Origin of the sequence: Streptomyces sp. ICC4, from assembly GCF_003287915.1 — a bacterium.
Lineage (GTDB): Bacteria > Actinomycetota > Actinomycetes > Streptomycetales > Streptomycetaceae > Streptomyces > Streptomyces tritrimontium.
Genome location: NZ_CP030286.1, coordinates 8881043 through 8897850, shown reverse-complemented (window position 1 = coordinate 8897850; position 16808 = coordinate 8881043). Strand labels below are relative to the sequence as shown.

Below are 16808 nucleotides of genomic sequence, written 5' to 3'. Positions count from 1 at the left end.
CTCCACCCTCCGCACGTCAGACCCCTGCCGTCCCCGGAGACCCCGTCGTACGCTGACCTGATGCGAATTCCACGGCAGGCAGCGCGAATCGTCGTCCTCGACCCCGACGGATCGGTGTTTCTGTTCCGGGAGAACAACGTGGAGGTCGGCATCCACTGGCTGCCGCCGGGCGGTGGGATCGATCCCGGGGAGACGCCTGAGGAGTGCGTGCGGCGGGAGCTGCGGGAAGAGACCGGGTGGACGGACCTGGAGCCGCGGCGGCTGCTCTGCACCTGGGAGCACGACTTCACCCACCAGGGCATCCCCGTGCGCCAGCACGAGCACATCTACGTCACCGACGGTCCCCACCGCGACCCCGTCCCGGAGTCCCCCGACGCCCACTGGCGCTGGCTGTCGCCGCAAAGCCTCGCGACCCTCGGTGAACCGCTGTGGCCCCCGCGACTCGCCGAGCTGCTGGTCGAAGCCCCCGCCGATCCCGTGCACTTGGGGCTGCTGGCCTGATCACCGCCCCGCTCGGCGGCTCAGCGGGGCATCGCCCCGGCGAGCTCGCGGGCCGCGGCGCGCAGCCCGGCCGCGCGCAGGGCCTCGTAAGATCCGGTGACGGTGGAGGGGGCGGCCGGGGCGATCCGGTACTCGTCGTTCACCAGCGGGCCGTTGCCCGTTGCCCGAGGGCAGGGCCGGCTCGGCTTCGAGGACGGTCAGTTGGGCGTGAAGAGCCGGGCAGCGCCGTTCTTGGGGTTCCGGACCGTCTCGTCGCCGTCGCCGTCGGCGTGGCAGTCGGCGTGGCAGTCGGCGTACCGGCTCAGCGGGCGTCGCCGCCCACCGTGCCTCCCGCGCCCGTGGCGTCCGCCGCACCCGCCGCGCCCGTCGCCCGCGCGTACAGCGCGGCCGCGTAGTCGGCCAGGATCGTGCTCGTCGAGACGTCGTCCGTGTCCCCGCCCGTCAGGATGCCGATGATCTTGCCGTCGCCGGCGATCCACGCACTGCCGCTCGTGCCGCCCGGGAAGTCCGCGCAGTCGAAGCGCTGTTCCGTGGCGGTGATGCGGACCGCGCGCGACGTGCAGGTGCGCGCGACCTTGCGGTCCGCCGGGTAGCCGGTGACCGTGACCTCCTCGCCCGTGCGGCCCGTGGTGTCCAGGACGGCGGCGCCGGTGACGTCCTCGATGTTGCGGCCGGAGGCGTCGGGGGCGAGGCGGGCGAAGGCGAGGTCGTAGTCGTCGTCCGTGTCGTCGGCCCAGTGGGGGTCTTCGAAGACCTCGGCGATCTTCCAGGTGCCGTACGGGGCGCGCCCGTCCGCGTACGCGGGTGCGAAGATCGCCCCGCCTTCGCCGGCCCGGCCCGCGAGCAGGCAGTGGCCCGCGGTGACGATCAGATTCCGCCCGGGGCTGTGCACGACGGTGGCCGTACAGAAGTGAGCCCCGGTCACATCGCCCTCGAACAGCGCCCCGGCGAAAGTCGCCGGCCCGCCCGCCGCGGGGAGCGGAGCCGACGGCGTGGGGCTCGGGCTGGTCGACAGCTGAGGTTGCTTCGGTGGTTGCGATTGCGACGGGCGGGTAGTGGAGGACGTCGTCGGGGGTGCCGCCTTCGCGTGCGCGGGGGCCTTGCCCTCATCGACCGGCACCACCTTCGTCATCGCAGCGGACGCACCCAGCGCCGCCATCGCGCACAACACCGCGGTCACCACGGTCCGCTTGTCCACCACAGACACTCCTCCCCCACTTTGCTGTGGCGAAGCATGCCTTGCCCGCGGCGGCCGCCGCAAGGGGCATCCCGGCCGACCCCGCCCCCTACTCCCCTCGCCTCCGCCCGCGCCCCCGTGATCGATCCGCAATCGATTCCCTCCTCGTCCGAGACCCACCGGCCCCGCACGGCGATACGCTCACACCTCATGCCCGGACTCCCGACAGCACCCGACATGTCCACCCAGCCCCGCCCGGTCTACGTGATCGGAGCCGGTCCCGGCGGCCTCGCCGTCGCCGCCGCGCTGCGCGCCCGCGGGGTCCGTGCGGTGGTCGTGGAGAAGTCCGAGTCCGTCGGCGCCTCTTGGCGGCGCCACTACGACCGGCTCCACCTGCACACCACGCGGCGCCTCTCCGCCCTCCCGGGCCTGGCCATGCCGCGCCGCTTCGGACGCTGGGTCGCGCGCGAGAACGTCGTGCGCTACCTGGAGAAGTACGCCGAGTTCCACGAGCTGGAGATCGTCACCGGCGTCGAGGTGACCCGCATCGAGCGCGCCTCCGCCGGATCCGACACGGCCGGAGCCGACACCGCCGGCGACGACGGCGCGAGCGGCGACGGCGACGGCGACAGCAACCCCGGTAAGGCGGGCACCAACTCCGGCACCGGCTGGATCCTGCACGCCACCGGCGGCCGCGTCATGGCCGCCCGGGCCGTCGTGGTCGCCACCGGGTACAACCACACCCCCGTCATCCCCGACTGGCCGGGCCTGGACGAGTACGAGGGCTCGCTGGCGCACGCCGCCGACTACCGCAACCCCGCCCCCTACGCCGGCCGCGACGTACTCGTCGTCGGCGTCGGCAACACCGGCGCCGAGATAGCCGTCGATCTGGCCGACGGCGGCGCCGCCCGGGTCCGCCTCGCCGTGCGCACCGCCCCACACATCCTGCGCCGCTCCACCGCCGGCTGGCCGGCCCAGCGCACCGGGATCCTGGTGCGCAGGCTCCCCGTGGGGCTCGTCGACCGCCTCGGCGCCATCGTCGGCAAGGCCTCGGTCCCGGACCTGTCGGCGTACGGGCTCCCGCGCCCCACCACCGGCCTGTACAGCAGGGTCAAGCAGGGTTCGATCCCGGTCCAGGACGTCGGCCTGATCGACGCGATCCGCGCCGGCCGCGTCGAACCGGTCGCCGCGGTCGCCTCCCTCGACGGCGCCGAAGTGGTCCTCGCGGACGGTTCGCGGATCTCCCCGGACACGGTGATCGCCGCCACCGGCTACCGCCGCGCCCTGGAAGGCCTGGTGGGTGAGCTCGGCGTACTGGACGACCGGGGCCGCCCCCACGTCCACGGATCCCACACCCCGCCCGACGCGCCAGGCCTCTATTTCACCGGCTTCACCAATCCCATCAGCGGCAACCTCCGCGAACTGGCCCTGGACGCCGAGAAGATCGCCAAGACCCTCTCGCGGGCCCTGCGCGCGTAGGGATCGGCCGCCGCTGTCAGTGGCGTGGTGCAGCATCGAGACGTCGGGTCTTCGAGGCACACCGGGGGTCATCATGTCGATCACGATCACGAACCAGCAGGTGGCGGAGCGCGCCTTCCTCCAGCAGTTGTACGCGGACGAGTACTACCCCGATCACGTCCTCGACAAGGGCTGCGCGATCCTGCGCGCACTGTGCGCCCGGATCGAGGCGGAGCGGCCGGCCGACCTGGCGGCGCTGTACGTGCTGACCGGGGCGGCGACGGAGGAGTTCAACCTGCTGGAGGCGGAGTTCGAGGCGGCGGGGAGCGAGATCGAGACCGTGGCGCGCGAGGAGATAGCCGAGGACTTCTGGTTCGTGGCCTCGGCATACGGCTTCGCGGACGCGGACGCGGAAGAGCTGATCTCCACCCGGGAGTGGTGACCCACCCCCGGAGCACTGACCCGACAGCCGGAAACTACACAGAGACGATCGTCGGCAGCGTCAGATGTGTAAAAGCGACAGCAACCACGCCTGCGTCTGCGTCCGCGCCCGCGCCCGCACTGGGTACGAGGCGCAGCCCGCGACGAGGGCGGGGGGCGCGCCCGCGCCCGCCGCCGAGGCCGGACGCCCAGCCCGCCGACGCACGGCCCTGGCGGTCCGGCCCCGGAGCCTGACGACAGAGACCCGCTGGCACCCGGAAACAGAGCGCCCGGACTCGGAGTGGCCCGGACTCGGAGTGGCCCGGAGGGGGACTGCCCCGGAGGGGAGTGGGCGGGGGTGTGGCGTTGACGTGTCGACGATGGAATCCTACTGTCAGGCATAGGATTCCTTCGACAGAGCGGGAGCGTGCAATGAGCGGCGGCAGCGAGCAGGCCAGGAAGACGGCGGAGGCGCTGGAGCACCTCACCGGCTTCGGCAACGAGCACAGCTCGGAGGCGGTGCCCGGCGCGCTCCCGATCGGCCGCAACTCACCCCAGCGCTCCCCCCTCGGGCTCTACGCGGAGCAGCTCAGCGGCAGCGCCTTCACCGAGCCGCGCTCCCACAACCGCCGCTCCTGGCTCTACCGGATCCGCCCCTCGGCCGCGCACCCGCCCTTCACCCGGACGGACAACGGCGCCCTGCGCACCGCGCCCTTCACCGAGGCCCCCGCGGACCCCAACCGGCTCCGCTGGAACCCGCTGCCCGACCCGGCCCCCGGCACCGACTTCCTGGCCGGCCTCTGGACCCTGGGCGGCAACGGCGACGCCGCCCAGCGCTCCGGCATGGCCATCCACCTCTACTCCGCCAACTCCCCTATGACCGACCGGGTGTTCAGCGACTCCGACGGCGAGCTGCTGATCGTCCCGGAGCGCGGCGGCCTGCTGCTGCGCACCGAGTTCGGCCTGCTCAGCGCCCGCCCCGGCGATGTGGCCCTGATCCCGCGCGGCGTGCGCTTCCGCGTCGAGCTGCAGGACGAGACCGCCCGCGGCTACGTCTGCGAGAACTACGGCCGCCCCTTCGAGCTCCCCGACCTGGGCCCGATCGGCGCCAACGGCCTGGCCGCCGCGCGCGACTTCCAGGCGCCCGTGGCCGCGTACGAGGACAGCGAGCGCCCGACCGAGGTGGTCAACAAGTTCTGCGGCAACCTCTGGACCGCCACCTACGACCACTCGCCGCTCGACGTGGTCGCCTGGCACGGCACGCACGTCCCGTACGTCTACGACATGCGCCGCTTCAACGTCCTGGGCTCCATCAGCTACGACCACCCCGACCCGTCGATCTTCACCGTGCTGACCTCGCCCTCCGACACCCCGGGCCTCGCCGGCGTGGACTTCGTGGTCTTCGCCCCGCGCTGGCTGGTCGGCGAGGACACCTTCCGCCCGCCGTACTTCCACCGGAACGTGATGAGCGAGTACATGGGCCTCATCGAGGGCGCCTACGACGCCAAGGCGGAGGGCTTCGTGCCCGGCGGCGGCTCCCTGCACAACATGATGTCCGCGCACGGCCCCGACCGGGAGACCTTCGACCGGGCCAGCGCCGCCGAGCTGAAGCCGCAGAAGATCGACGACGGCCTGGCCTTCATGTTCGAGACCCGCTGGCCGATCACCGCCACCGCCCAGGCTGCCGGCGCGGAGCACCTGCAGAGCGGGTACGACGACGTCTGGCAGGGGCTCCAGCGGCACTTCCGCGCCTAATATCACCAGCACGACGCGTGGCGCCGCCGCCCCGCCGCCCCGGCAGGGCCGCGGCGCCCGCCCGCCCGTCGCAGCGCCGCTGCGAGGGCTGGGCGGGGGATTGCCGCCCGCAGGGCCGGGTCGGTGGCGGGGACCGATACCCTGGGGGACGACCACACGCCCCCGACCCGAGGAATCGCGACCACCGTGTTCGATACGCTTTCCGACCGCCTCAGCGCGACCTTCAAGTCCCTCCGGGGCAAAGGCCGCCTCTCCGAGCAGGACATCGACGCTGCGGCGCGGGAAATCCGTATCGCCCTCCTCGAGGCCGACGTCGCACTCCCGGTCGTCCGCTCCTTCATCGCGAACGTCAAGGAGCGCGCCCGCGGCGAAGAGGTCTCCAAGGCCCTGAACCCGGGCCAGCAGGTCCTCAAGATCGTCAACGACGAGCTGGTCTCCATCCTGGGCGGCGAGACCCGGCGGCTGCGCTTCGCCAAGACCGCGCCCACCGTGATCATGCTCGCCGGCCTCCAGGGTGCCGGTAAGACCACCCTCGCCGGAAAGCTCGGCCTGTGGCTGAAGGGGCAGGGCCACACCCCGCTCCTCGTCGCGTGCGACCTCCAGCGCCCCAACGCCGTCAACCAGCTCTCGGTCGTCGCCGAGCGCGCCGGCGTGGCCGTCTACGCGCCCTCGCCCGGCAACGGCGTCGGCGACCCGGTCCAGGTCGCCAAGGACTCCATCGAGTACGCGCGCACCAAGCAGTACGACGTCGTGGTCGTCGACACCGCCGGCCGTCTCGGCATCGACCAGGAGCTGATGCAGCAGGCCGCGGACATCCGCGACGCCGTCAGCCCCGACGAGATCCTCTTCGTCGTCGACGCCATGATCGGCCAGGACGCGGTCAACACCGCCGAGGCCTTCCGCGACGGCGTCGGCTTCGACGGCGTCGTGCTCTCCAAGCTCGACGGCGACGCCCGCGGCGGCGCCGCGCTCTCGATCGCGCACGTCACCGGCAAGCAGATCGTGTTCGCCTCGAACGGCGAGAAGCTCGACGAGTTCGACGCCTTCCACCCGGACCGCATGGCGGGCCGGATCCTCGACATGGGTGACATGCTCACCCTGATCGAGCAGGCCGAGAAGACCTTCAGCCAGGCCGAAGCCGAGAAGATGGCGGCCAAGCTGCAGAAGGGCCCCAAGGAGTTCACGCTCGACGACTTCCTGTCCCAGATGGAGCAGGTCCGCAAGATGGGCTCCATCTCCAAGCTGCTCGGCATGCTGCCCGGCATGGGGCAGATCAAGGACCAGATCAACAACATCGACGAGCGCGACGTCGACCGGACCGCCGCGATCATCAAGTCGATGACCCCGGCCGAGCGCCAGGACCCGCACCTCATCAACGGCTCGCGCCGCGCCCGCATCGCCAAGGGCTCCGGTGTCGAGGTCAGCGCCGTCAAGTCGCTCGTCGAGCGGTTCTTCGAGGCCCGCAAGATGATGTCCCGCATGGCCCAGGGCGGCGGCATGCCGGGCATGCCCGGCATCCCCGGGATGGGCGGCGGCCCCGGCCGGCAGAAGAAGCAGATCAAGCAGGCCAAGGGCAAGCGCAAGAGCGGCAACCCGATGAAGCGCAAGGAAGAAGAGGCCGCGGCCGCCGCGCGCCGCGAGGCCGGCCCGGAGGCGGTCGAGCCCGCCGCCGGCGGCAACCCGTTCGGCCTTCCGGCCGGCGGCGGCCAGGCGGGCGGGGACTTCGACCTCCCGGACGAGTTCAAGAAGTTCATGAAGTAGCCGCCGCGCGCGGCGGAGGTACGGCGAAGGGCCCCGACCGGTGTCGGGGCCCTTCGCCGTGTCCGGGCCCGTCCGGGGCGGGCCGATCCCACCGGCTCCGCACACCCGAGCGATGATCCGGTTTGTCGCTTATGGTCGGCCGGGAGGACGGCAGAAGGAGGCCACGTGCCCAGCCCCACCCCCGTACGCCCCTCAAGGGCGCTCCCTCCGGTCGCGTCGCTACGCGATGGCCTTCGGCCACCCTTGACCGACCGTCCCGTCCCGGAACAACACAAGACTCCCGGGATCCCCCCGAAGGATGGCCGGGGGGAGAGGACGGAGGGACGGCCCTGCCGTCTGGCCCGCCTGTGGCGTTGAGGCGCACCGGATCGCTACACAGTCCCGCTCGGCTTAGCGGCCGCCGGCCCGTCTGTGGCTGGACATAAGCCGCACACCCGCCACACGTTCTCTGGTCGGCTAAGCGGCCGACGGCCGTCTGTGGCTGGGCATAAGCCGCACTCGCGCCGAGACCTCTCCCTCTCGGCTCAGCGACCGGCGGCCGCCTGTGGCCGGACACAGGCCGCACTCGCGCCGAGACTTCTCCCTCTCGGCTCAGCGACCGGCGGCCGTCTGTGGCTGGGCACAAGCCGCCCACCCATCGCCACGTTCCCTCTCTCAGCACAGCGTCCGGCGGCCGTCTGCGGCTGGGCATAAGCCGCACTCACGCCGAAACGTTCCCCTTCTCGGCTCGGCGACCGGCGGCCGCCTGTGGCCGAACATAAGCCGCCCACCTGCAGACACATCCCCTTCTAGGGATGCGCCTGCGGGCCGCCTTGGGTTGGACACAAGCCGCCGAGGGCGGTGGGGTGCACCTCCGGGGAGGCGGGTGCGGGTAGAGCGCTTTTCTGGCCCGCGAGGGCCGTGGGCAGTCCCTTTTCTGCCAGTTTGGCGACCGGTTGGGGAGTAAACGATCAGCTCTCGGACTCTAAGGACGAACGGATCACCCTCAGGCGACACCAAGCCCCCTCCGACCCCAAGGGGACCCCGAGGGCCGCCCGAGGGCCGCCCGAAGGGGGCCCGAAGGGGGCCCGAAGGCGCCATCCGTCGCCTTCCCACCCCCAAAGGTCGGCCGGATCGCCGCCAGGCGACATCAGGCACCCTCACCCCCTCCCGGAGATCGGCAGGATGGCCGTCAGACGACGTTCAGGCGCCTCCCACTCCCCAACGGTCGGCCGGATCGTCGCCAGATGGCGTCAGGCGCCTCCCAACCCCTGCGCGGCCTTCGCCCAACCCCAAACAACCCGCAGACGCATCCCCAGAAGGCAACGTCGTGACCGTGGACGGCTGTCCAACCACAGGCGCCGGGCGGCCGCTATGCCAGGAGGGGGGCGTGGTGACCGTGTGCGGCTTGTGGCTCAGCTACAGACGGCCGCCGGTCGCTAAGCCGAGAGGGGGGACGTGGTAACCGTGTGCGGCTTGTGTCCGGCCACAGGCGGCCGCCGGTCGCTGAGCCGAGAGGGAGAAGTCTCGGCGCGGGTGCGGCTTATGCCCAGCCGCAGACGGTCGTCGGCCGCTAAGCCGACGAGAGAACGTGTGGCGAGTGTGCGGCCTATGTCCAGCCACAGACGGGCCGCAGTCGCTGCGCCGAGAGCGACTGTGTAGCGATCCGATGCGGCTTATGCCCAGCCACAGGCGGCCGCCGGTCGCTGAGCCGAGAGGGAGAAGTCTCGGCGCGAGTGCGGCTTATGTCCAGCCACAGACGGGCCGGCGGCCGCTAAGCCGAGCGGGACTGTGTAGCGATCCGGTGCGCCTCAACGCCACAGGCGGGCCAGACGGCAGGGCCGTCCCTCCCCCCTCTCCCCCCGGCCATCCTTCGGGGGGATCCCGGGAGTCTTGTGTTGTTCCGGGACGGGACGGTCGGTCAAGGGTGGCCGAAGGCCATCGCGAAGCGACGCGACGCAGGAGCGCCCTTGACGGGCCGGCCCGGCACGGAAGGACACTGGACACCCGGGACGCCACCCGACAACCGTCAAAGCCACCCCGCACACAGGCACCGCCAACCCCCAACGCGAACTTCCGGGCGGTGGGGGGCGTCTGACCGGGAGAAGGCTGAAGATCTACGGGGGAGCCGGGCATGACGATCACGCTGGCGGAGGAGATCACGCTGCTGTCACTGGACGACGAGTCCGGGGCGGTCAAGCAGCGGCAATCGGTGGGCTGGGCGGTGGCGGGCGCGATCCTGCTCGAACTGGTCGTGGCGGACCGGGTCCTGGTTTCCGGCAAGTACCTGGAACTGGTGGACACCTCGCCCACGGGTGAGGAACTGCTGGACGGCCGGATCCCTTTGATGCAGACCTGGCTGCGCGGCCGGAGCAAGCGCAGGGTGACCGACTGGCTGACGAAGGACCAGGCCAGGGCCATCGGCGCGGCGGTGGAGCGGCTGAGCGCGCGGGGCGTGGTGGTGGAGGAACGGCGCAAGGCGCTCGGGGTGTTCCCGGTGCGCCGCTACCCGGAGGCCGATGGCGCCGTCGAGCGCGCGCTGCGCGAGCGGCTCGCGGCGGCGGTCCTCAAGGGCGCCGAGCCGGACGAGCGCACGGCGGGCCTCATCGCCCTGGTGCATTCGGCCAAGTTGCACGGGCTCGCCTTCCCGGGGCGCCCGCGCAAGGAGATCTCCGCGCGCATGGCGGAGATAGCGGAGGGGCAGTGGGCCGCCGAGAGCGTCCGCGCCGCGATCCGCGACATGCAGATGGCGATGGCCGCGATCACGGTGGTGACGGCCGCGGCGGCCGGCTAGGTCGACTCAGGTCGTCGTGGTCGGGTAGTCGTACGAGGGTGTGGGCGGCAGGGTCGCGGTGAGTTCGGGCCGCCATGCGCGCAGGACCGCCACCGACGGGGGGAAGAGGGCCTCCGGGAGTTCGGCCGCGGCGAACCACGCCCATCGGGCGATCTTGTGGGGTTCGGTGACCGCCGGGGTGCCCTCGGCGGTGGTGGTGACGGCCGCCGCGGTCAGCCGGGTCACGTCGGAGGCGGGGTTGATCTGGACGGACAGGATCCGGATCCCCTCGGGGCCGGTCCGCAGGCCCGTCTCCTCGGCCAGCTCCCGCGCGGCCGCCTGCTCGAACCCCTCCCCGGGGTCGACCTTGCCGCCGGGCAGCTCCCAGCGGCCGTCGTGCGCCTGGCCGAGCAGGATCCGGCCGTCCGGGCCGACCACGACCACGCCGACGCCGACGACCGCGTGGGGGCGGGGCACGGCGCGCACGCCGCGCTGTGGCCCTTCGTCCGGACCGGGTCGGGCGGCGGGTCGCGTACTCATGGGCGTCCTTCGGCAGGGGGCGGTGGTGCGGCTCCATTTGCCGTTCGGCGACGGGGTTTGTCAAACGGAGCCTTCGAATAAGACAACCGTGCGGGTTTTGGCCAGGCTCCGTCCGCGCAGGCTTCCGGCGGTCTGATCGTCGTACGGCTCATCGCTCAGGGGGCGCAATGGCACATGTGCTGGTTATCGGCGGGGGCATCGGAGGACTGGCCACGGCGCTGCTCGCGGCACGCCGCGGACACACCGTCGAGCTCTTCGAACGCGATGCGCGCGCCCCCGGCACCGCACTCGACCGGGACTTCTTCGGCTGGCGCCGCCCGGCCGTGCCGCAGGCGGGCCATCCGCACGCGCTGCTCGGCGCCGCCCGCAACCTGCTCCGTGACGAACTGCCCGACGTCCACGCCGAGATGCTCCGGCTCGGAGCGCGCGAGCGGCACGAGCTGGACTGGTTCGACGTACGGCCTCCCGCGCGGCCCGGCGACGAGGACCTCGTGATGCTCCAGGCGCGCCGCATCGTGCTGGAGAGCGCCCTGGCCACGGCGCTGCGCGCCGAGCCCGGGGTGGTCGCGCGGTACGGGGAGCCGGTGACCGGGCTGCTCACGGCCGGGAGCGGCGGGAGCGGCGGCGCAGGGCTTCCGGTACGGGCCGGCCCGGTCCCCGGAGCGGGCGGGACCGGCGGGACCGGCGGGGCCGGCGGGCTCCCCGAAGGCGGCGTCGGTCTGCGCGCGGGTGGGCATCGAGTCCTGCGCGCCGGGGCGTTGGACGGACAGTGCGGCGGCCGCCGAAGCCCAGCGCAGGGCTTCCGGTACGGGCCGGCCCTCGCCCAGTGCCACGGCGAGCGCGCCGACGAAGGTGTCCCCGGCGGCGGTGGTGTCCACGGCCCGCACGCGCGGGGCCGCGACCGTCAGCGGCTCGCCGCCGCGTGCGGCGTACAGGGATCCGGCCGCACCGAGGGTGACGACCACCTGCGGCACCAGGTCCAGCAGGGCCTCGGCGGCCCGGCGCGGGTCCGTGAGCCCGGTGAGGGCGGCCGCCTCGTGCTCGTTGGGGACCAACAGGTCGGTCGCGGCCAGGAGTTCGGCCGGCAGGTTCCCCCAGCTACCGCTGGGAGGTGCCCCCGGGGCCGGGGCCGGGGTGAGGATCGTGCGGACGCCGTGGGCGCGGGCGGCCAGCGCGCCGGCCAGCACGGCCTCCAGGGGCAGTTCGAGCTGGAGGAGGAGGGAGCCGGCGGCGCCGATGCGGGCGGCGTCGCCCGCCTCCAGGCCGGTGACGCGGGCGTTGGCGCCGGGGATGACGATGATGCTGTTGCCGCCCTCGTCGTCCACGGTGATGTGCGCGGTGCCGCTGGCGCCCTCGACGGTGCGCAGGGCCGAGGTCTCCACCCCGGCCGCCGCGAGCGCGGAGCGCAGCCGTACACCGAACTCGTCGGCCCCGACCGCGCCGATCATCACCACCTCCGCGCCCGCGCGGGCGGCGGCGACGGCCTGGTTGGCGCCCTTGCCGCCGGGGACCGTGCGGAAGGCGCGGCCGGTGACGGTCTCCCCGAGGCGGGGGGCCTTGGGGACGTAGGCGACGAGGTCCATGTTGGTACTGCCGAGCACGGCGATGGCCGTCATGAGCGTGCTGCCTCCTGTGCGGTGAGGTGGGCGAGGGTGTCGAAGCCGATGCCGTCGAAGCCGGCGACGCTGGTGGCGAGGCGGTTCTTCAGCGGGGCGGTCCACCGGTGCGGGATGTCCTCGGGCGCCCCGGCCAGGAGTCCGGCGAGGGCGCCGGCGGTGGCGCCGTTGGAATCGGTGTCCCAACCACCGGACACGGCGCGGCAGATGGAGTGGGTGAAGTCGCCGTCGGCGTGGGTGAGGGCGGCGGCGGTCAGGGCGGTGTTGGGGACGGCGTGGACCCAGTGGTAGTGGCCGTAGCGGGCGTGCAGCAGGTCCACGACCGTATCGAAGCCGGTGCCCCGCGCGGCCGCGGCCGCGGCCGTCCCGATCGCGAAGCGGACGGCCTCGGCCAGGCGCGAGCGGGGCGGTACGACGGCCAGCCCGGCCCGCAGCGCGCCGTGCACGTCGGCCCGGCCGGTGGCCGCGGCGGCGGTGGCGGCGGCGGTGAACAGGGCCGCGTAGACGCCGTTCCCGGTGTGGGTGAGGGCGGCGTCCCGGTGGGCCTGGGCCGCGGCGGCGGCCGGGTCGCCCGGGTTGGTCCAGCCGTGGACGTCGGCGCGGATGAGCGCGCCGATCCACTCGCGGAAGGGATTGTGGTGCGTGGCGGTGAGCGGCGGCTCCAGCCCCTGGAGCAGGTTGCGGTACGCGACGCGCTCGGCGGTGAAGGTGCGGCCGGCCGGGAGCTCGTCGAGCCAGAGCCGGCCGACGTCGGCGGTGGTGAACCGCTTGCCGTGGCGCTGGAGGAGGAGCAGGCCGAGGAGGGGGTAGTTGAGGTCGTCGTCCTCGGGGGCGCCGTCGATGTTCTCGGCGAGGGAGGTGGGGGCGGAGCGGCGGTTCCAGGGGGCGTACGGCCGTGTTCACCGTGTACCGCGCCCCCCCCGCTGGAGTCCCCGGACGCGGCGGCCCGGCCGGCCGCGCCCAACGGCGGCTGATCAGCGGAGAGACGGCCGTCCTCGGCCGCCCTACCGGCCACCGCCGAGCCCCCAGCCGACCGGCGCGGGCAGCCCGCGGAAGCGTCACCCCCCCCCGCCACCCGCCGGCCCGGCGGCACGCACGACGACCTGACGCACGGACAGCGGCCCGATCGCCAGATCGAGCGCCCTCCCCGCGTCCACCCCCACCGGCAGCTCGCCGCGCGAGACCGCGTCGGAGACGATCCCCTCCGCCATCCGCCGCTGCCCCTCCAGCAGCGCCCCCCGCACCGCGTCCGCGATCTCCGGGTTCCGCGCCGCCTCCACCAGCAGGTCGGGGATCACCGCCGACGCGACCGGGTGCCGCAGCACGTGTGACATGACCTCGAGCAGCGCGCGCACGTCCCCGTACAGCGACCCCGTCGCCGGTACCGGCAGGCCGTCCACCGCGAACGCCGCCACCAGGTCCAGGACCAGGTGCAGCTTGGACTTCCACCGGCGGTACACGGCCGTCTTCCCCACGCCCGCCCGCCGCGCGATGCCCTCGATCGACATCCGCGCGAACCCGACCGTCGCCAGCTCCTCCAGGACGGCGGCCCTGATCGCCTCGGTCACGTCCTCGCGGAGGACGGCGGCGGCAGGCGCGGGATCGGTGGTCATGAGGACAGCATATCCCGCCACGACGATACGGTTGCGTTCCGACGTCGGACGCCCTAATCTCGGCGTAGCGACGATACGGACCCGTCCCATCGCCAGCGACGCCCTGACCCCGTCGAAAGCGGCCCTCCGTGACAGTGACCACCGCGCCCCCGGCCCACCCCCGGCCCAAGGACCCGTCCAAGGACCGGACCGAGGACCGGACCGAGGCCCGGGCCGAGGACCCGATCGCCGAACTGGCGGCCTCCCACGGCCTGACCCTGAGCGGCGCCCGCCCCCCGCTCCCCCGCTACATCGCCCAGCTCTGGGGCCGCCGGCACTTCGTGAGCGCGTACGCCACCGCCCGGATGCGGGCCCAGTACAGCGAGGCCAGCCTCGGCCAGGTCTGGCACCTGGTGACCCCGCTGCTCAACGCGGCCGTCTACTACTTCATCTTCGGCCTGGTCATGCACGCCAGCCGCGGCGTCGCGGACTACGTGCCGTTCCTGATCACCGGCGTCTTCGTCTGGGACTTCATCGGCAGCTGCGTCAACGCCTCCACCCGCGCCGTCCAGGGCAACCTCGGCCTGGTGCGCGCCCTGCACTTCCCGCGCGCCTCCCTGCCCCTGTCCACCGTCGTCCAGCTCTTCCAGCAGCTGCTCGTCACCATGGGCGCGCTGCTCGTCCTGCTGCTCGCCTTCGGTCAGACCCCCAGCCTGAGCTGGCTGCTGGTCTTCCCCGCCCTCGCGCTCATGGCCGGCTTCTGCGCCGGCTGCGCGATGATCATGGCCCGGATCGGGGCGAAGAGCCCGGACGTCAGCCAGCTGATGCCGTTCGTCCTGCGCACCTGGATGTACGCCTCGGGCGTCATGTGGTCGATCGACTCGATGCTCAAGACGGACCACCTGCCGCACTGGGTCTCGACGGCCCTCCAGCTCAACCCCGCCGCCGTGTTCATCGACCTGATGCGCTTCGCGCTCATCGACTCGTTCCAGGCGGGCCGGCTCCCGCACCACGTCTGGCTGGTCGCGCTCGGCTGGTCGCTGGTCTTCGGCGTCGGCGGGTTCATTTTCTTCTGGAAGGCTGAGGAGGAGTACGGCCGTGGCTGACACCGCAACCGCATCCCGCACCACCACCTTTCTCTTATACACACCTCCGAGCCCACCAGACAGGCAGAAAACTCGGCCTACAAAGACGCCTCCCTCCCCGTCGAGCAGCGCGTCGAGGACCTGCTCTCCCGGATGACCCTGGAGGAGAAGGCGGGCCAGCTCTTCCACGCGATGCTGATGATGAACGCGGACGGCACCCCGGTCACCGAGACCGACGGCTCGATCCTCCCGTTCACCACGCCCGAGCTGATCGAGGGCCGCTCCCTCACCCACTTCAACCTCCTCGGCAGCTACGGCGCCCGCGAGATGGCGACGTGGCAGAACGCCGTCCAGGAGATGGCGGCCGGCACCCGCCTCGGCATCCCGGTGACCCTCTCCACCGACCCCCGGCACTCCTTCACCGACAACGTCGGCGCCTCCTTCAACGCCGGCGCCTTCTCCGCCTGGCCCGAGGCGATCGGCCTGGCCGCGATCGGCGACCCGGAGCTGGTCTTCGAGTTCGCCGACATCGTGCGCCGCGAGTACCTCTCCGTCGGCTTCCGCGTCGCCCTGCACCCGCAGATCGACCTGGCCACCGAGCCGCGCTGGGCCCGCCAGTCGGCCACCTTCGGCTCGGACGCGAAGCTGACGGGAGAGCTCGTACAGGCGTACGTACGCGGCCTGCAGGGCGAGGAGCTCGGCGCCGGCTCGGTCTCCGCGATGGTCAAGCACTTCCCGGGCGGCGGCCCCCAGAAGGACGGCGAGGACCCGCACTTCGCGCACGGCAAGGAGCAGATCTACCCGGGCGGGATGCGCGAGCACCACCTGGAGCCCTTCAAGGCGGCGATCGCGGCCGGCTGCGCGCAGATGATGCCGTACTACGGCCAGCCCATCGGCACCGACTGGGAAGAGGTCGGCTTCGGCTTCAACAAGGGCGTGGTCACGGGCCTGCTGCGCGAGGAGCTCGGCTTCCAGGGGATCGTCTGCACCGACTGGGGGCTGCTCTCGGACTCGGTGATCTTCGGCGAATCGCACCCGGCCCGCGCGTGGGGCCTGGAGCACCTGAGCACCGCCGAGCGCGCGGCCCGTTCGCTGGAGGCGGGCTCGGACCAGTTCGGCGGCGAGCAGTGCCCCGAGGTCATCGTGGAGCTGGTCCGCTCGGGCCGGGTCCCGGAGTCCCGCATCGACGAGTCCGTGCGCCGTCTGCTGCGCGAGAAGTTCGTGCTCGGCCTGTTCGAGAACCCGTACGTGGACCCGGACGCGGCGGCGGAGACGGTCGGCCGGGCCGACTTCGCGGCCGCCGGCGCCGCCGCCCAGCGGCGCTCGCTGACCGTGCTCACCAACACCGGGCGGTTCCTGCCCCTGTCCGGCCGCCCGAAGCTCTACGTCAAGGACGTGGACGAGGCCGTGGCCGCGGCGTACGGGGACCTCGTGTCCGACCCGGCCGAGGCGGACCTCGCGGTGCTGCGGCTGCGCACCCCGCACGAGCCCCGGACCAACGTCTTCGAGTCCTTCTTCCACTCGGGTTCGCTGGCCTTCGCCGAGCCGGAGCTCGCGGAGATCCTGGCCCTCCTGGACGCCGTCCCCACCCTGGTCTGCATCAACCTGGAGCGGGCCGCGGTGATCCCGGAGATCGCGGAGCACGCGGCCGCGCTGATCGCGGACTACGGGGCTTCGGACGCCGCCCTGCTGGACGTGGCCTTCGGCCGGGCCGCGGCCGAGGGGCGCCTGCCCTTCGAGCTCCCGCGCTCGATGGCGGCCGTCGAGGCCTCCCGCCCGGACGTCCCGAACGACACCGCCGACCCGGTCTTCCCGCACGGCCACGGCCTGACCCTCAGCTCCTGACGCGTCCCCCGCACCGCTCAGCGCCGGCGCGCTTCCCGGGCTTCGGCCCGGTGGGCGGGTGCGGGTCGTCGGCCCTGCGGGGCGGAGTCCCCCACCCTGTCTCTTATATACATATCCGAGCCCACGAGACAGGCAGAAAACTCGCCGCAGGCCCCGCCCGCCCGGCCGGGGCGGCCGCCGGCCCGGCCACCGCGGCTGGACGAGCTGTGCGCGGCCGCGGAGGGCACCGTGCCGCCGTCGGTCGTCGATCTCTGCATCCGCCAGTCCGAGCACCGCTGACCTGCACCGATGCCCTCGTATTCTGGT

Annotated in this window: 12 protein-coding genes and 3 pseudogenes; 9 read left to right on the top strand and 6 right to left on the bottom strand. The window is 72.9% G+C overall.

The annotated features are described in order from the left end of the window. The first annotated feature begins 60 nt into the window (after nt 1-60). Nucleotides 61-501 (top strand): NUDIX domain-containing protein, encoded by a 441-nt coding sequence (locus DRB89_RS41900; protein ID WP_112453019.1) that lies wholly within the window; start codon nt 61-63, stop codon nt 499-501. A gap of 20 nt (nt 502-521) precedes the next feature. Here DRB89_RS41900 and DRB89_RS46215 read toward each other — a convergent pair whose 3' ends face one another. Next, nucleotides 522-644: a hypothetical protein gene (locus tag DRB89_RS46215; RefSeq protein ID WP_275432061.1), complete on the bottom strand. Its 123-nt coding sequence runs from the start codon at nt 642-644 to the stop codon at nt 522-524. 158 nt (nt 645-802) lie between these two features. Beyond that, nucleotides 803-1699: a trypsin-like serine protease gene (locus tag DRB89_RS41895; RefSeq protein WP_239516690.1), complete on the bottom strand. Its 897-nt coding sequence runs from the start codon at nt 1697-1699 to the stop codon at nt 803-805. A gap of 216 nt (nt 1700-1915) precedes the next feature. Here DRB89_RS41895 and DRB89_RS41890 point away from each other — a divergent pair, with 216 nt between their 5' ends. The 5 genes from DRB89_RS41890 (at nt 1916) to DRB89_RS41860 (ending at nt 9845) form a co-directional block, all read left to right on the top strand. After that, a complete protein-coding gene (locus DRB89_RS41890) occupies nt 1916-3157 on the top strand; it encodes an NAD(P)/FAD-dependent oxidoreductase (protein WP_239516689.1) in 1242 nt (413 codons plus the stop codon). A 79-nt stretch (nt 3158-3236) separates the two neighbouring features. After that, a complete protein-coding gene (locus tag DRB89_RS41885; RefSeq protein WP_112463970.1) occupies nt 3237-3578 on the top strand; it encodes a DUF5713 family protein in 342 nt (113 codons plus the stop codon). Nucleotides 3579-3988: 410 nt separating this feature from the next. Then, nucleotides 3989-5311, top strand: coding sequence for a homogentisate 1,2-dioxygenase (gene hmgA, locus DRB89_RS41880; protein WP_112453007.1), 1323 nt, complete (start codon nt 3989-3991; stop codon nt 5309-5311). A gap of 186 nt (nt 5312-5497) precedes the next feature. Further along, nucleotides 5498-7072, top strand: coding sequence for a signal recognition particle protein (gene ffh, locus DRB89_RS41875; protein ID WP_112453693.1), 1575 nt, complete (start codon nt 5498-5500; stop codon nt 7070-7072). A gap of 2113 nt (nt 7073-9185) precedes the next feature. Continuing rightward, the gene (locus DRB89_RS41860; protein ID WP_112453016.1) at nt 9186-9845 is read left to right on the top strand and encodes a GPP34 family phosphoprotein; all 660 of its coding nucleotides are present in this window, start codon (nt 9186-9188) and stop codon (nt 9843-9845) included. 6 nt (nt 9846-9851) lie between these two features. Here the strand turns inward: DRB89_RS41860 and DRB89_RS41855 are convergent, their stop codons facing one another. Continuing rightward, nucleotides 9852-10364: an NUDIX domain-containing protein gene (locus DRB89_RS41855; RefSeq protein ID WP_112453015.1), complete on the bottom strand. Its 513-nt coding sequence runs from the start codon at nt 10362-10364 to the stop codon at nt 9852-9854. A 167-nt stretch (nt 10365-10531) separates the two neighbouring features. On the opposite strand from DRB89_RS41855, the pseudogene DRB89_RS45745 reads away from it, so the two are divergent. After that, nucleotides 10532-10612: pseudogene (locus DRB89_RS45745) on the top strand (FAD-binding protein); the annotation flags it as partial. 459 nt (nt 10613-11071) lie between these two features. Here DRB89_RS45745 and rbsK read toward each other — a convergent pair. From rbsK to DRB89_RS41840, 3 genes and pseudogenes are all read right to left on the bottom strand, one after another. Then, nucleotides 11072-11980, bottom strand: a pseudogene (rbsK, locus tag DRB89_RS45740) (ribokinase); the annotation flags it as partial. Continuing rightward, nucleotides 11977-12864, bottom strand: a pseudogene (locus DRB89_RS41845) (ADP-ribosylglycohydrolase family protein); the annotation flags it as partial. The pseudogenes rbsK and DRB89_RS41845, both read right to left, overlap by 4 nt. A 174-nt stretch (nt 12865-13038) precedes the next feature. Next, complete coding sequence (locus DRB89_RS41840; RefSeq protein ID WP_112463795.1) at nt 13039-13593, bottom strand: TetR/AcrR family transcriptional regulator; 555 nt, start codon at nt 13591-13593, stop codon at nt 13039-13041. A gap of 224 nt (nt 13594-13817) precedes the next feature. On the opposite strand from DRB89_RS41840, the gene DRB89_RS41835 reads away from it, so the two are divergent. Next, on the top strand, nt 13818-14678 hold the full coding sequence (locus tag DRB89_RS41835; protein ID WP_239516948.1) for an ABC transporter permease: 861 nt from the start codon (nt 13818-13820) through the stop codon (nt 14676-14678). 132 nt (nt 14679-14810) lie between these two features. After that, nucleotides 14811-16502 carry a glycoside hydrolase family 3 N-terminal domain-containing protein gene (locus DRB89_RS41830; protein ID WP_112449823.1) on the top strand — a complete coding sequence of 564 codons (1692 nt, stop codon included), beginning with the start codon at nt 14811-14813 and terminating at the stop codon, nt 16500-16502. The last annotated feature ends 306 nt before the right edge of the window (nt 16503-16808 follow it).

Coding starts and splice junctions, on each gene's coding strand:
- DRB89_RS41890 (WP_239516689.1), top strand. CDS start 1,916: ATGTCCACCCAGCCCCGCCCGGTCTACGTGATCGGAGCCGGTCCCGGC.
- hmgA (WP_112453007.1), top strand. CDS start 3,989: ATGAGCGGCGGCAGCGAGCAGGCCAGGAAGACGGCGGAGGCGCTGGAG.
- DRB89_RS41855 (WP_112453015.1), bottom strand. CDS start 10,364: ATGAGTACGCGACCCGCCGCCCGACCCGGTCCGGACGAAGGGCCACAG.
- DRB89_RS41900 (WP_112453019.1), top strand. CDS start 61: ATGCGAATTCCACGGCAGGCAGCGCGAATCGTCGTCCTCGACCCCGAC.
- DRB89_RS41860 (WP_112453016.1), top strand. CDS start 9,186: ATGACGATCACGCTGGCGGAGGAGATCACGCTGCTGTCACTGGACGAC.
- DRB89_RS41840 (WP_112463795.1), bottom strand. CDS start 13,593: ATGACCACCGATCCCGCGCCTGCCGCCGCCGTCCTCCGCGAGGACGTG.
- DRB89_RS41830 (WP_112449823.1), top strand. CDS start 14,811: ATGACCCTGGAGGAGAAGGCGGGCCAGCTCTTCCACGCGATGCTGATG.